A 13,527-nucleotide genomic window follows, 5' to 3' on the forward strand; every position below is an offset into this window, starting at 1 on the left:
TAATATAGTTCAAATAGATAATCGAAATTCCAGATATTGAAGGCGCCTATGGACAAGCATGATCCGCAGTATGAACCCGAGCGTATCGCGCGAGAGCTTGACTGGAACCTCTTGCGCACTTTTGTCATTTTGGCCGAAAGCCACTCGGTGACCGACGCCGCAAACCAAATGCGGCTCAAACAGCCCACAGTGTCCACCGCACTAAAGCGGCTGGAAGATCGGGTTGGGCGCAAATTGATCAATCGCTCGCCGGGGCATTATGCGCTGACCGAAGCGGGGCGGTTGTTGTACCGCGAAGCGGTTGAGATCAACGGTTCGGTGCTGCGGTTGTCGACCTTGATGCGGGAGATGACCGATGATGTGCGCGGCCATGTGCGCATCGCCGTGGCCAGCCACGTGGTCAGCCCGCTGGTGGATCAGGCCCTGGCCAAGTTTCACACCGCACACCCGCATGCGACCCTGACTATTGACGTGCTGTCCAGTTCCAAAGCCCTGGCCGAAGTTGCCGCCAAGCGGGTGTCTTTTGCGATCTGCCTGGTCGGAAACCACAGTCCCGGACTGGAATATCGGCGGGTGTTTCGTGAATATTTCGGCCTGTTCTGCGGTCCGCCTCACCCTCTGTTCGGGCGTGATGATCTGACGATTGCCGATCTCGAGGGCCATTCCTCGGTCAGCTTTGAAACCGACCGGTTACAGGACGTTTTGAAGCCCGTCACAGTCATGCGGGCACAGGCCGCCTTGGGGCAGAAAATCACCGGCGTCTCCAGCCATTTGGAAGAGGTGCGGCGGATGATTATGTCCGGTCTTGGCGTTGGCCCCCTGCCCGTTCACGTCGCGGCCCGCGATGTACGTGACGGCCAGCTTTGGCAGGTTCCGCCCTATGACGATCTGCCGCCGATTGACGTTCATCTGGTCTGGAGCGAACGCGCCACCAAGAACCGCGCCGAGCAGATTTTGCTCGACGGGTTGTTGCAGACCATTGAAGAGACCCCAATGGAAGACCGCAGTTACCGTTAATGCTGTGGAGACATCTAGCCGACCTGCCCTGCAAGATGCTTGCGCAGGAAATTCCGGGTGCGTTCATTGGTCGGATTGCGAAAGATCACCTCTGGCGGGCCTTCTTCGACCACAACCCCCTGATCCATAAATAAGACCCGATCACATACGCTTTCGGCGAAGCCCATTTCATGGGTGACGATGATCATGGTCATATGCTCTTCCGCTAGCGTTTTCATAACCAGGTTCACCTCTTCGACCAATTCGGGATCCAGCGCCGAAGTGGCCTCGTCAAACAGCATCACCTTGGGCTTCATTGCCAGCGCCCGTGCGATTGCTACCCGTTGTTTCTGCCCGCCGGACAGTTGCGAGGGGTAATAGTCAATCCGCTCGATCATGCCAACTTTGGTCAATTGTTCTTCGGCCAGGGCGTTGGCCTGGGCCTCGGACAGCCCCTTTAACATCTTGGGCGCCATGGTCACGTTCTCGCGCACCTTCAAATGCGGGAACAAGTTGAAATGCTGAAACACCATGCCGATTTCCTGCCGCACTTCGTTGATGTGCTTTTCATATTGGCGATGTGGCAGGGTCTTGTTGATCTGTTTGTCTTCGAGCCAGATTTCGCCACCGGTCAGCGGATCCAGATCGTTGATTGCCCGTAACAGCGTGCTTTTGCCGGAGCCTGAGGGGCCGATGATGGCAACAATCTGACCGCGCTCGACCTGCAGGCTGATATCTTTCAGAACGTCCAGCGTCCCGAAACTTTTCTGGGCGTGACGGATGTCAATAAAGGGGGGCTGATCGCTCATTTTGCTTTCCTTGCCGATCATCGTGAAACTTGAATGCGACGTTCTACGTGGCGCAACACAGCTTCCATAACGAGATTGATAATATAGTAGATGATGGCCACCAGCACATAGAACTCAAACGGTCGATAGGTGCTGCCGATGGCGCGTTGAGCGGATAACGTCAGCTCGGATACACCGATCACCGACACCAGGGCTGAATCCTTAAGCAATGCGATCATATTGTTGCCAATGGGCGGGATCACATCGCGCACGGCCTGCGGGACAATCACTTTGCGGAGCGCTTGCAGCCTGCTTAGCCCCAGCGTTCTTGCGGCCTCGTTCTGGCCCTTGTCCACAGCCAGGATACTGGTTTGGAACAGCTCGGAATTGTAGACGGCGAAATGCAGGCCTAACCCGATGACGCCTGCCATAAAGGCCGGCACGTCGATGCCAATCTGCACCAGGCCAAAGTAGATCAGGAACAGCTGCAACAGCAGCGGTGTGCCAAGGAACAGGAATGAAAATGCCCGAAACGGCCAGCTTATGATCTTTGGGGCATAAAGCGCGATAATGGCCAGTATGATACCGCCGAAAAAACTGACAACGGCAGCCCCTATGGTGATGGCAATGGTCCAAACAGCGCCAAGCAGCACAATGTCGAGATACTTTGGAATAACGCTGAAATCTAAACCCATAAGGTCTTCCTTTCCCGATCTAAGTGATGCGCGCTTTGCGGTCAGCCCAGGCGACGCCCAGCCCGACAATGTAAATGATGATCATGTACAGAACGCCCGCGATCAGAAACATCTCGAAGGGTTTGTAGGTTGATCCGATGTAACGCTGCGCGGTGTAGGTCAGTTCCACCACTGAAATCGCGGCCACCAGCGCGGTGCTTTTGATCAGCGCATTGATGTTCACCCCAAGGGGGCGGATCATCAGACGCATCGCCTGCGGCAGGATCACCTTGCGCATGGCCTGCCAGCGGCTCATCCCCAATGTCCGCGCCGCCTCGGCCTGGCCTTTATCGACGGCAATAATGGCACCGCGCATGGTCTCGGTCATATAGGCGCCGACATTCACGCCCAGGCCAATCACCCCGGCCTCAAATGCATCCAGCTGAATGCCGATCTGTGGTCCGCCAAAATACAGGATGAACAACTGAATAAGCGCAGGGGTGCCACGAAACAGGCTGACATAGGCCGCGCCCAGAAAGCGAAATACCAAAAATCGTGACAGCCGCGCCGCAGTCCCAAGGATCCCGCAGCTTACACCCAGGATCGCCGTCAGGACCGACAGCAAAATTGTAGTCCAGGCCGCCTCCAGAAAGAACGGAAAGACCCGTTGCATCAGCTCATAGTCCACTGTGGTCTTTCCCCTGAACAGTCACTTGGAGGTCTCAGTCCCGCACTTTTGAGTGGAACAACCCGCGCATTGGTGTCCCCGCCCGAATGGTCAGGCGGGGTGATCATTGTCTTTTGTTAGCGGATATCGCCGCCAACCCAGGTGTTGGCAATCTCTAGATAAGTGCCATCGGCCATCATCGCATCCAGTGCAGCTTGCATTGCAGCGGCCAGCTCGGGGTTGCCCTTGCGGATCGCAATACCGGCGCCGAACTCTTCGGTCTCAAGGTCGGTGATCATCACATATTGCTGGCCAGTTTCCTTCATGGCGAGAATTGCCGCGATTGAATCGTTTACAATCACATCCACCCGGCCATTTTCCAGTTCAAGCAACAGCTCTGGCAGCCCTTTATATGTGCGCACTTCATAGCCTTGTTCGCGTGCCCATGCCTCGTGGGTTTCTCCAAGCGTCAGGCCCACCTTGGCCCCGGCCAGTTCGGCGGCTGAGGTGATGCCGCCGGGTTTGGCAAAAATAGCGCGTTTGGTGGTGTAGTAAGGTCCGACAAAATCAACCACTTCCTGACGCTCGGAGGTGATCGACATGGAGCCGACGATGGCGTCGTATTTGTTGGCCAGCAACCCGCCAATGATACCGTCCCAGGCGGTGGTGACGATTTCCACCTCAATGCCCATGCGTTTTCCGATTTCAGCCCCAATAGCCGGGTCAAATCCAACAACCTGGTTCGAGTCGTTCACAAAATTGAACGGAGGATAGGCGCCACTCATGGCGATGCGCATCACACCGGCGTCTTTGATCGTGGCCATTTCATCGGCCATAGAGGCTGTTGCGTTGCCCAGGCTGGTGGCGACGGCAAGCCCGGCTGCCAGCGCGAATTTGATAAGCGATCTACCCGTAGTCATGATGATCTCCCTTGTTGGTTTAAGACTTTTCTTATGGTTTTCCAGTCGGCCGGCCCCGGCTCCTGGTCATTCTGTGCTGACGCTCGCACAGGCCCAACCATTGCACAAATAGATATCAAGAATTTGAGTTATAGATCTTGCCTATGGACAAAGCTGTCTTTTCCACGGGCCGGTGACCCATCAGCGGCTTAGGCGCAACCAAACCAATAGTAAGCGAAATTCTAATTTCCCAACCCAGCGAGTTCCTAAACTGTAGAATTTGGAACGTAGCCCGACATATAGATCGGTCTGCGCCTCTATTTTACATATTTGTTGTCGATAGACTGACCAAGCAGATGCACTATGCAGCGCAAGAGGAGACCCAAGGTATGGCCAAAGATCACATCGATCCCGTAGAGGCGTTACGTCAGAATACAGCGTTGCCCTTTGAACAGGCCCGCGCCATGCCGCCCGAGGTTTATACCACGCAGGAGTTTCATGATCAGGAGCTTGAGGCGGTCTTTGCCAAGGATTGGTATTGTGTCGGCCGGGCGGATGGTCTGGCCAATCCGGGGGATTACACCACCTGCGAACTGGCTGGCCAACCGGTCCTGGTGATGCGAGATCGCGATGGTGTTTTACGGGGTCTGTCCAATGTTTGCCTGCATCGGATGTCAACATTGCTACATGGACGTGGCAATGCCCGCTCGATTGTATGCCCCTATCACGCCTGGACATATAATCTGGACGGCTCTTTGCGCGGTGCGCCGGCGATGAAGTTGAACGAAGGGTTCTGCAAGGATCAGTACAAACTGCCCAAAATACGCTGCGAGGAGTGGCTGGGCTGGGTGTTTATCACCTTGAATCAAGAGGCCCCGGCTGTTGCCGAACAGCTCGCCCAGGTTAACGACATGATCGCGGGCTACGACATGACCAATTATACCGAAGCCTTCTATGAAGAGCATGTCTGGGATACCAACTGGAAAATTCTGGCCGAAAACTTCATGGAAAGCTACCATTTGCCGGTCTGCCATGCGGGCACCATTGGCGGTCTTTCCAAACTGGATGATATGGTCTGCCCGCCCGGTCTGCCTGCCTTTAACTATCACACCATTCTCAAGGATGAATCGCTGCGTATCGCCATGGCGCATGACAGCAATACGCGCCTAAAGGGAGAAGAGCGCAGGACCACATTCCTGCTTGCCCTTTATCCGTCGTTGCTGATCACTTTGACGCCCGGCTATTTCTGGTACCTCAGCCTGCATCCCAAAGGTCCGGGGCAGGTGCATATTCGATTTGGCGGCGGCATGTCGGATGACTACAAGGATGACGTGGATGCGCCGCAGAATTTTGCCGAGCTAAAAGCCCTGCTGGATGACGTAAACGTCGAAGATCGTGGCTGCACGGAAAAGGTATTTAACGGCTTGTCATCGACGCTGGCCAAACCCGGACATTTGTCGCATCTGGAACGTCCCAATTACGACTTTTCCCAGTATTTGATGGCGCGGATTGACGAGAATATGGTCACATGATTCGGCCATAATCCGGGGACTGGCACCAGTCGGGCAATTGGCCCACGGAGCAAAACAACCACATTCATGAACGATGGGGCAAAGGCTGCTCAGTTGTTCTTCAAGTTGCACTGCGCACCCGGGTAACGGGCGCGCCACAGAGAGCTATTGCCTGACAGAAGGGTGGATTTCATGACTGAATTGCGGAAGAAATTGCAGGAACTGGCCGCTTTGCCTGCGGACCGGCCAATGGGAATGCCGGGGGCCTTCTACACGTCACCCGAGCAATTCGCCTGGGAAAAAAACACCGTCCTGCGCAATGGCTGGCATTGCCTTGGCAGACAGGATGAGATTTCCAATCCAGGCGATTTTTTCACCGTCCAGCTTTTGGATGAACCGCTGATTGTGGTGCGTGGCGATGATGGGGAAATCCGTGTGCTGGCAAACGTTTGCCGCCATCGCGGCATGCCACTGGCCGAAGGGCGCGGCAACGTTAAGCGGTTTGTGTGCTCTTATCATGCCTGGATGTACGGACGCGATGGTGCATTGTTACGGGCCGCACGGATGGACAATGCAGGCTTTGATGCCAAGTCCTGCCGCCTGCACGGGCATAATGTCCAGATCTGGAACGGCTTTATCTATTGCAGTTTGAACGGCGATGCCGTGCCTTTTGGAACTGAGTCACAGCCATTGGACGATCTGCTTGCCCCGTATGAGACTGACACGTTTCGCGTCGTTCACAGTGCCGAGGAAAATTGGCATACAAACTGGAAATGCCTTATCGAGAATTTCATGGAAGGCTACCATCTATCGGTTGTTCATCCGCAAACGCTGCATGGGTATACCCCCACCGGATTGGCCAAAAAGTCGGTTTCGGGCCGGGGTTTTACGTCCTATAGCGCGAATTATCCGAACGGCATTGAACCCCGCGGCATTGGGGCGCCGGGTTTGACTGCAGAGGAAAAGCAACGGTCAACTCTGTTTGCACGGTTTCCGACACAGGTGGCCAGTCAGTCCGCCAGCCTTTTGGTTTCTCTGTCGATCTTTCCAATCGCTGCTGATCTGATCCGGGTGAAATGGACGATGTCCGTCTACGGTGACGATCTCGACGAAGACACCATCCAGTCCCGCATCAAGCTGTGGGAAGAGGTCAATACAGAGGACCGCGAAAAACTGGAGCGCATGCAGATTGCTCTGAATTCACAACATGCTCAGCCCGGGCCGCTGGCCGGCGATGATTACGAAGGCACAATCCGCGACTTCCAGATTTGGTTGGCGCAACAGGACGCCGATCTTGAAGCGCCCATTCAGGCCGCCGAGTAGCCTGACCCAAACAGACCGGTATGATGGCTCCGCACCGGTCTTACTTATCTCCATCAGGAGTGAGGTGGCCAAAAGAATCGGATTTGTCCGGAAACAACGTCCGCAATAGGCCAAAGGTCATCTCCAGTGCCTGTTCCCGGGCGTACTCGCGGGGGAACAGGTGTAGTTTTTGCCAGCAGCCATCCGTAAAGGAATCAATCCATTCTGCCACCTGAACGGCGTGCGCCTGGTCATGCGGGATCAGTTCGCCGCATATTTCGCCGATAGCATTGGTTCTTCGCGCGATGAACTCTTCGGTGACTTCGGCATATTGCGGGGTGAATTTTTGCTCTCCCCAAAAGGCAAACCAAACGGACAGAGTTTCCGAGTTACAAATATCCGGCGAGAAATCGGCCTCGATAATGGCCCGCAGACGTGTGGCTGGATCCTGCGAGGATTTGGCAAGCTTGGCCTGCCAGCGATCTTCGTACTTTTGGTACTGGTCCCGCAACGCCTCTGCCAGCAGCCCGCCTTTTGATTTGAAGTAGAACACGGCGACACCCTGCGACAGGCCCGCCTCGGTTGCCACCGTTGCCAGCGTTGTCTTGGCCAGACCATTGGCAACAATCGAACGAAAGGTAGCATCCAAAATCTGTCGGCGACGCATGTCCGCGTTGCCTTTTCTTTCCTTGCGGGGTTTTGGGCCGCTCTCAGCTGCAGTGCTCATCTATCTTCCATTCCAGAGTATCTGACCCTTTTTTCACAAAATTAGGCGGCTGTCAGCTTGTTAATTTTGTTTGAGCGCTCAAAAAAACTTTACGTGGAAATCCGCTTCACTTAGGGTCTCTCCAACGACGGAGGAATTCTATGGGCCAGCACGACAGATATGACGCCATTGTGGCGGGCGCCGGGCATAATGGGCTAACCACTGCCTGCTACCTTGCCAAGGCTGGGCTGAAGGTGCTGGTGGTGGAAAAGAACGACTGGATCGGTGGCGCGGCTGTCAGCCGCTCGCTGCATGACGGCTGGACCTATTCCAATTGTTCGTATGTCTGTTCCTTGCTGCGCCGCGAAATCGTGCGTGATCTGGAACTGCCAAAATACGGGTTGCAGGTCATTCCCTATGAGGGGGGTGCCAGTTTTACCCGCGATGGCGATTATTTTGCCTATATGTCCGACCATGATGCGCTGCGCCGTGAAATGGCACGGCATTCTGCGCATGATGTTGACGCCTACGAGCGCTTTAGCCAGACCGTGATCCGCCAATGCCGTTTTATCCGGCCTTTCCTGCTGCGCAATGCGCCAGACCCCACATCGATCAAGCCGCGCGATATCAGTGAGCTGCTGTTCCTGGTGAAACAGGCGCATGGTCTGGGCGCCAAGGAGCTGGGCGAGACACTGCGGTTCTGGTCAATGTCGATCGGCGATTTCCTGGATGAGCATTTTGAAAGCGATCTGATCAAGGCGCATATTGCTGGGGCTGGCATTATTGGCACCGGGCTTGGCGTCTACTCTCCCGGCACGGCCTACGTTTTACTGCACCACTACATGGGGGATGTGGATGGGGCCATTGGCGCCTGGGGATTTGCCCGTGGCGGTATGGGGGCGATTTCCAATGCGCTTGGCGCCTGCTTTGAAGAGGCTGGTGGCAAAATCGTTATGGGCTCGGGTGTTGACAAGTTCCTTGTCAAGGACGGCAAGGCGACCGGTGTCGCGCTGGAAAATGGCGATGAATACTACGCGCCCATAGTGGCCTCTAACATGGATGTGAAGCGGACGTTCCTGCAACACACCGGCCAAGAACATCTGCCAGAGGATTTCACCAAGGCAGTCAAACGGTTCAAGATTCGCGGCTCCTCGGGCAAGCTGAATATCGCGCTCGACGCGCTGCCGAAATTCCCTGCTGCCCCAAAAGGCGCCCCATTTCTGCGGGGTGACATGCATTGTTCCGAAAGCCTGAACGAGCTTGAGCGCGCCTATGATGACTGGAAAGAGGGCCGCTGGTCGCAGAACCCCTATTTTGACATGCTGATCCCCAGCCAGATTGATCCAACCATGGCGCCTCCGGGCAAGCATATGATGACGGTCTTTGTCCAATATGCGCCCTACGATCTAGAGGTGAACGGCGTGCGGTCCGGTACCAACTGGACCGATGAAACCCGCAAAAGCTTTGCGGAGTGTGTCTTTGATAAACTGGAACAGGCCTGCCCTGATATTCGCTCAAAGACGCTGCATGCAGAGATCCGCACGCCGTTGGATATCGAAAACGAGGTTGGGCTTACCGAGGGTAATATCTTTCAGGGAGAGCTGACATTCGACCAGTTATTGTTCAACCGTCCTGTGCCGGGCTACGCGCAATACGACACGCCGATTAGCGGCATGTATATTGTCGGCTCCTCGGCGCATCCGGGTGGTGGCGTGATGGCGGCTCCGGGTGCCAATGCCGCCAAAGAAATCCTGCGAAATACCGGCAAAGGTCGCGCCATCCGCGGCTATGCGGCCTGAGGGAGATAGCAATGAGCCCTAAAACCTATGATGCCATTGTGATTGGTGGCGGCCACAATGGACTGGCCGCAGCTGCGACCCTAGCGCGCAAAGGCAAATCCGTCTGCGTGATCGAGCAGAACGACAGCTGTGGTGGCATGGCCCGAAATGCAGCTTTTGCCAGCGGTGCCCAGGCGCCGCAGATCGCGCATCTTTTGTACAATCTGAACCCTAAAGTCGCCAAGGAATTGGGCATTGGCACGTCCAAGGCCCCGCTTCTGACCAAAGAACTGCCCACTGTGTCGCTCAAAGAAGATGGCGACCACGTTGTCATTCACGGCACCAAGGCGCGGCTTGCGTCTGGTGCCATCCACCCCGAGGCCGCCACCTATGAAGAGCTGATCTCGCGGCTTATTCGTTTTGCGGCGCTGCTCGGTCAGCTCTCAACCAAATCGCCACCCTCGCTTGACGGCGGTCTCACTGATCTCGCCACCCTCGGAGAACTGGCAGGCCTGGCCAAACTGGGGCTGGATCTTAAGCGTATGGGCAAAAAGGAGATGCGCGAATTCCTGCGGGTGATCCTGTCTAATATCTATGACCTTACCCTGGATGAACTGGCAGATGACGCGCTGGCCGGCGCAATGACAGCGGATGCGGTTCGCGGGGCCTATGCCGGTCCCCGATCACCCGGCACGGTGTTCTCGTTGATGTATCGTTTGGGTCAGGGTGGAGGAACGCAGCTGCCAATTGGCGGCATGGGGGCCGTGTCGCGCGCCTTTGAACAGGCCGCCCGTGCCGCTGGCGTTGACATTCTCACCGGGAAGGGCGTGACCCGGGTTCTGGTCGAAGAAGACCGCGCTGCTGGCGTCGCGCTCTCTGATGGAGAGGTGTTAAAGGCCCGGGCCGTGCTGTCCAATGCCGGCCCCAAAGCGACGATGATGCTGGCGGGTGCCGAACATTACGATGTCGAAGCGGTGCGCCGCATGCGCAACCAACGCTGCAAGGGCACCGCCGCCAAGGTGAACCTGTTGCTCAAAAGCGCCCCGGTGTTCCCCGGCCTCAGTGCCGAGCTGACAGCGGGTCGCCTGCTGATTGCCCCCAGCGCCACCTATGTGGAGCGGGCTTTCAATCCGGCCAAATATGGCGAGCTGCCATCAGATCCAGTGATTGAACTGGTGATCCCCTCACTCACCGATCCCAGTCTTGCCACTGACAACCAGCATATTCTGTCGGCTGTCGTGAGCTTTGTGCCACATGGGCTGGAAGGCGGCTGGGACAAAAGCGCCCAAGACCGTCTTGTGGCGCTTACCCTTGGGACACTCGAAAAATATTCCCCTGGCATCAGCGATCTGGTGCTGGAGCAACAGGTGATGAGCCCTGCCGATATCGAGGCTGCGACCGGCGCACCCGGTGGCCATTGGCACCATGCCGAGATGGGCATCGACCAGATCCTCACCGTGCGGCCGGCCAATGGCATGGCCCATTATCGCTTTGGCCCTGTCGGCTATTACCTGTGCGGTGCGGGCGCCCATCCCGGCGGTGACGTCACTGGTGTGGCGGGCCGCAACAGTGCCCTGCAACTTTTGAAAGACGGGGTGCTGTGATGAGCAAACATGTTCCCATTGGCCTAATCGAGACACCCTTCCAACCGCGCTTGGAAGGATTGAGCACCGCCAAAAGCTGGACCAATTGGGCTGGCTATATCTCGCCGCTGACACTGGACACGGTGGAGTTTGAATATTTCGCCATCCGCAATCAGGCGACGCTGTTCGACATCTCTCCGATGCATAAGTACCGCATCTCCGGCCCGGATGCCCTGAAGGTGATGAACCGGCTGGTGACCCGAAATGTCGCCAAACTGCGTGATGGTCGCGTGGGCTATGCGATGTGGTGCGACGAAGAGGGCATGTTGATCGACGATGGCACGATTTTCCGTTTCTCAGAGACCGATTTTCGACTGTGTTGTCAGGAGACGATGTTTACCTGGCTGTTAGACACTGCCTGGGGCTTTGACGTTGAGATCCGGGATGAGAGCCACGATATAGCCGCGCTCTCGTTGCAGGGGCCAACCTCATTCTCGCTGCTGCAGGACGCAGGCCTTGGTGCTGTTGCCGACATGAAGCCCTTTGACTGGCGCGAGATTGAACCGGACCTGTGGATTTCGCGCACAGGATTTACCGGCGATCTTGGCTATGAGCTTTGGGTTCCCTGGGACAAGGCGCTGGCGCTATGGGATCGGCTTTGGCAGGCGGGTGATCATTGGGGCCTGCGGGTGATTGGCTTTGAAGCACTGAACATTTGCCGCATTGAGGCGGGGTTCATCGCTGCTGGCGTTGATTTTCAACCGGTCCATACCGCGGTCCGCCTGGGGCGTGGTCGCAGCCCGCTTGAGCTGGGGTTTGGCAAGATGGTTGCCTTTGACAAGGGTCATTTCAATGGCCGCCGGGCCCTGATGACGCAACAGGAGAAAGGTCTGCGCTATCACCTGCGCAAGATCGACATAGGGGGGTTCAAGCCCGCCGATGGCGCGCTGCTTTATCATCGCAAAAAGAAAGAAGTCGGCCATGTCACTTCGGGTATCTGGTCGCCCACAACCAAGCGCAATATCGCCCTGGCGGAATTCAAGGCGCCTTATGGCGAAGGGATCAAAGATGATCTCTGGGCCGAGGTTTACGTCAATGAAGAGGGTCAGTGGGACAAGCGACTGGTGAAGGTCGAAATTGAGGACAACCCCTTCTTCAACAACTCCCGCGCACGGGCCACCCCGCCCCGGCCCTTCTGATACTGGAGCACGAAAATCATGACTGAGATGAGCAGCCACAGGGGCTCGAATGAGCCCAGTGCCAAGACCCTGCTGGACTGGGATCGCACCCATCAGATCCACCCCTGGATGGCGACGGACGACTGGCGCGACTACGACAACATGCTGGTTGAGACTGCCGATGGTATCTACATGTGGGATGGCAACGGTAAGCGCTATATCGATGGTCCGGGCGGCATGTGGTGCACCCAAATCGGCTATGGTCGTCGCGACATGGCCGATGCCATCGCAGCGCAGGTGTTGAAACTGCCCTATACCTCGCCGTTCACCAACACGACCGAGCCATCGGCCGTACTGGCCAAGAAGATGGCCGACATGGCGCCGGGGGATCTTAACAACGTTTTCTTCACCACCGGTGGCTCCACCGCAGTTGATACAGCGCTGCGCACCATGCAGTACCTCAACAACCGGTTGGGGCGTCCCAACAAAAAGAAAATCCTCGCGCGGGAAAAAGGCTATCACGGATCCACGTATCTGGCTCATTCGGTGACCGGCAAGGAACGTGACAAAAGCCATTTCGATTTTGAAACCCGGCTGGTGCATTTTCTGCCCGACGTGAATCCCTATCGTCGCCCCGATGGCATGACCGTTGACGCCTGGTGCGATGCCAAAGTTGCCGACCTTGAGAATGCCATTGCCGAAATTGGGGCCGACAGCATCGGCGCCTTCATCGCCGAACCGGTGCTCAGTTCCGGCGGCGTCATTGTCCCGGCCCCCGGCTACCACAAACGCACGCTGGAGTTATGTCGGGCCCATGATATCCTGTATATCTCGGATGAGGTGGTCACCGGCTTTGGACGTCTGGGCCATTGGTTTGCCTCAGAGGAGGTTTTTGGCATCGTCCCCGACATGATCACCTGCGCCAAAGGGCTTACCTCGGGCTATCTGCCACTGGGGGCCTGCATCATTTCTGACCGGGTGATGGAGCAGATGAGCCACCTGGGCGAGGCCTCATCTTTTACCAATGGCTACACCTATTCCGGCCACCCTGTGTCCTGTGCTGCTGCGCTCAAGAATATCGAGATCATTGAAAATGAAGGCATTCTGGAGCACGTGCGCGCGGTGACACCGCATTTTCAGTCTCGTCTGCGCGACCTGCTGAAATATGATATTGTCGGCGATGCCCGTGGCGAAGGGTTGTTGGGCTGCATTGAATGCCGCGCTAATGATCTTGAGGCAGAGCGGCAGCTTGGGTCGATGATAGATGCCGCCTGCGAGGAGATGGGCCTGATCGTGCGTCCTCTGATCAATATGGCAGTGTTCTCGCCGCCGTTGATCATCACGCTGGAACAGATTGACGAGCTGTTCGATATTCTGGAACGCGCCATTCAGCAGGTAGAAGCCGCGCTGCTCAAAGAGTAGGCTTGGGACCAGACAATATAAAG

At 56.4% G+C, this 13,527-nt stretch carries 12 protein-coding genes; 7 read left to right on the plus strand and 5 right to left on the minus strand.

Annotation, left to right across the window (positions count from 1 at the left end):
* Positions 1 to 48 precede the first annotated feature (48 nt).
* Positions 49 to 1,017: a LysR family transcriptional regulator gene (locus tag EBB79_RS23505; RefSeq protein WP_127751455.1), complete on the plus strand. Its 969-nt coding sequence runs from the start codon at positions 49 to 51 to the stop codon at positions 1,015 to 1,017.
* 14 nt (positions 1,018 to 1,031) lie between these two features.
* Here the strand turns inward: EBB79_RS23505 and EBB79_RS23510 are convergent, their stop codons facing one another.
* The 4 genes from EBB79_RS23510 to EBB79_RS23525 all read right to left on the minus strand — a co-directional run bounded on the left by EBB79_RS23510 (position 1,032) and on the right by EBB79_RS23525 (position 4,045).
* Positions 1,032 to 1,805, minus strand: coding sequence for an amino acid ABC transporter ATP-binding protein (locus EBB79_RS23510; protein WP_127751456.1), 774 nt, complete (start codon positions 1,803 to 1,805; stop codon positions 1,032 to 1,034).
* A gap of 17 nt (positions 1,806 to 1,822) precedes the next feature.
* Entirely contained in the window at positions 1,823 to 2,479 is a 657-nt protein-coding gene (locus EBB79_RS23515) for an amino acid ABC transporter permease (protein WP_127751457.1), read from the minus strand.
* 19 nt (positions 2,480 to 2,498) lie between these two features.
* Entirely contained in the window at positions 2,499 to 3,146 is a 648-nt protein-coding gene (locus tag EBB79_RS23520; protein ID WP_127751458.1) for an amino acid ABC transporter permease, read from the minus strand.
* 116 nt (positions 3,147 to 3,262) lie between these two features.
* Positions 3,263 to 4,045 (minus strand): transporter substrate-binding domain-containing protein, encoded by a 783-nt coding sequence (locus tag EBB79_RS23525; RefSeq protein ID WP_127751459.1) that lies wholly within the window; start codon positions 4,043 to 4,045, stop codon positions 3,263 to 3,265.
* Positions 4,046 to 4,413: 368 nt separating this feature from the next.
* On the opposite strand from EBB79_RS23525, the gene EBB79_RS23530 reads away from it, so the two are divergent.
* A complete protein-coding gene (locus EBB79_RS23530) occupies positions 4,414 to 5,556 on the plus strand; it encodes an aromatic ring-hydroxylating oxygenase subunit alpha (protein ID WP_127751460.1) in 1,143 nt (380 codons plus the stop codon).
* 171 nt (positions 5,557 to 5,727) lie between these two features.
* Positions 5,728 to 6,858: an aromatic ring-hydroxylating oxygenase subunit alpha gene (locus tag EBB79_RS23535; RefSeq protein ID WP_127751461.1), complete on the plus strand. Its 1,131-nt coding sequence runs from the start codon at positions 5,728 to 5,730 to the stop codon at positions 6,856 to 6,858.
* A gap of 40 nt (positions 6,859 to 6,898) precedes the next feature.
* Here the strand turns inward: EBB79_RS23535 and EBB79_RS23540 are convergent, their stop codons facing one another.
* On the minus strand, positions 6,899 to 7,564 hold the full coding sequence (locus EBB79_RS23540) for a TetR family transcriptional regulator C-terminal domain-containing protein (protein WP_127751462.1): 666 nt from the start codon (positions 7,562 to 7,564) through the stop codon (positions 6,899 to 6,901).
* Positions 7,565 to 7,704: 140 nt separating this feature from the next.
* Here EBB79_RS23540 and EBB79_RS23545 point away from each other — a divergent pair, with 140 nt between their 5' ends.
* From EBB79_RS23545 to EBB79_RS23560, 4 genes are read left to right on the plus strand one after another with little or no spacing between them, the layout of a single operon-like run.
* Entirely contained in the window at positions 7,705 to 9,342 is a 1,638-nt protein-coding gene (locus EBB79_RS23545; protein WP_127751463.1) for a phytoene desaturase family protein, read from the plus strand.
* A gap of 11 nt (positions 9,343 to 9,353) precedes the next feature.
* Complete coding sequence (locus EBB79_RS23550; RefSeq protein WP_127751464.1) at positions 9,354 to 10,925, plus strand: phytoene desaturase family protein; 1,572 nt, start codon at positions 9,354 to 9,356, stop codon at positions 10,923 to 10,925.
* Complete coding sequence (locus EBB79_RS23555) at positions 10,925 to 12,103, plus strand: aminomethyl transferase family protein (protein ID WP_127751465.1); 1,179 nt, start codon at positions 10,925 to 10,927, stop codon at positions 12,101 to 12,103. Before EBB79_RS23550 ends, EBB79_RS23555 begins: the two co-directional genes overlap by 1 nt.
* Before the next feature lie 27 nt (positions 12,104 to 12,130).
* Complete coding sequence (locus tag EBB79_RS23560; protein WP_420850433.1) at positions 12,131 to 13,504, plus strand: aminotransferase; 1,374 nt, start codon at positions 12,131 to 12,133, stop codon at positions 13,502 to 13,504.
* Positions 13,505 to 13,527: the final 23 nt, after the last annotated feature.

It is taken from the genome of Parasedimentitalea marina (assembly GCF_004006175.1).
GTDB lineage: Bacteria > Pseudomonadota > Alphaproteobacteria > Rhodobacterales > Rhodobacteraceae > Parasedimentitalea > Parasedimentitalea marina.

What these genes read in the sequence shown, in the direction of transcription:
- EBB79_RS23505 (WP_127751455.1), top strand. Translation starts at nt 49, where the DNA reads ATGGACAAGCATGATCCGCAGTATGAACCCGAGCGTATCGCGCGAGAG.
- EBB79_RS23510 (WP_127751456.1), bottom strand. Translation starts at nt 1,805, where the DNA reads ATGAGCGATCAGCCCCCCTTTATTGACATCCGTCACGCCCAGAAAAGT.
- EBB79_RS23515 (WP_127751457.1), bottom strand. Translation starts at nt 2,479, where the DNA reads ATGGGTTTAGATTTCAGCGTTATTCCAAAGTATCTCGACATTGTGCTG.
- EBB79_RS23525 (WP_127751459.1), bottom strand. Translation starts at nt 4,045, where the DNA reads ATGACTACGGGTAGATCGCTTATCAAATTCGCGCTGGCAGCCGGGCTT.
- EBB79_RS23530 (WP_127751460.1), top strand. Translation starts at nt 4,414, where the DNA reads ATGGCCAAAGATCACATCGATCCCGTAGAGGCGTTACGTCAGAATACA.
- EBB79_RS23535 (WP_127751461.1), top strand. Translation starts at nt 5,728, where the DNA reads ATGACTGAATTGCGGAAGAAATTGCAGGAACTGGCCGCTTTGCCTGCG.
- EBB79_RS23540 (WP_127751462.1), bottom strand. Translation starts at nt 7,564, where the DNA reads ATGAGCACTGCAGCTGAGAGCGGCCCAAAACCCCGCAAGGAAAGAAAA.
- EBB79_RS23545 (WP_127751463.1), top strand. Translation starts at nt 7,705, where the DNA reads ATGGGCCAGCACGACAGATATGACGCCATTGTGGCGGGCGCCGGGCAT.
- EBB79_RS23550 (WP_127751464.1), top strand. Translation starts at nt 9,354, where the DNA reads ATGAGCCCTAAAACCTATGATGCCATTGTGATTGGTGGCGGCCACAAT.
- EBB79_RS23555 (WP_127751465.1), top strand. Translation starts at nt 10,925, where the DNA reads ATGAGCAAACATGTTCCCATTGGCCTAATCGAGACACCCTTCCAACCG.
- EBB79_RS23560 (WP_420850433.1), top strand. Translation starts at nt 12,131, where the DNA reads ATGAGCAGCCACAGGGGCTCGAATGAGCCCAGTGCCAAGACCCTGCTG.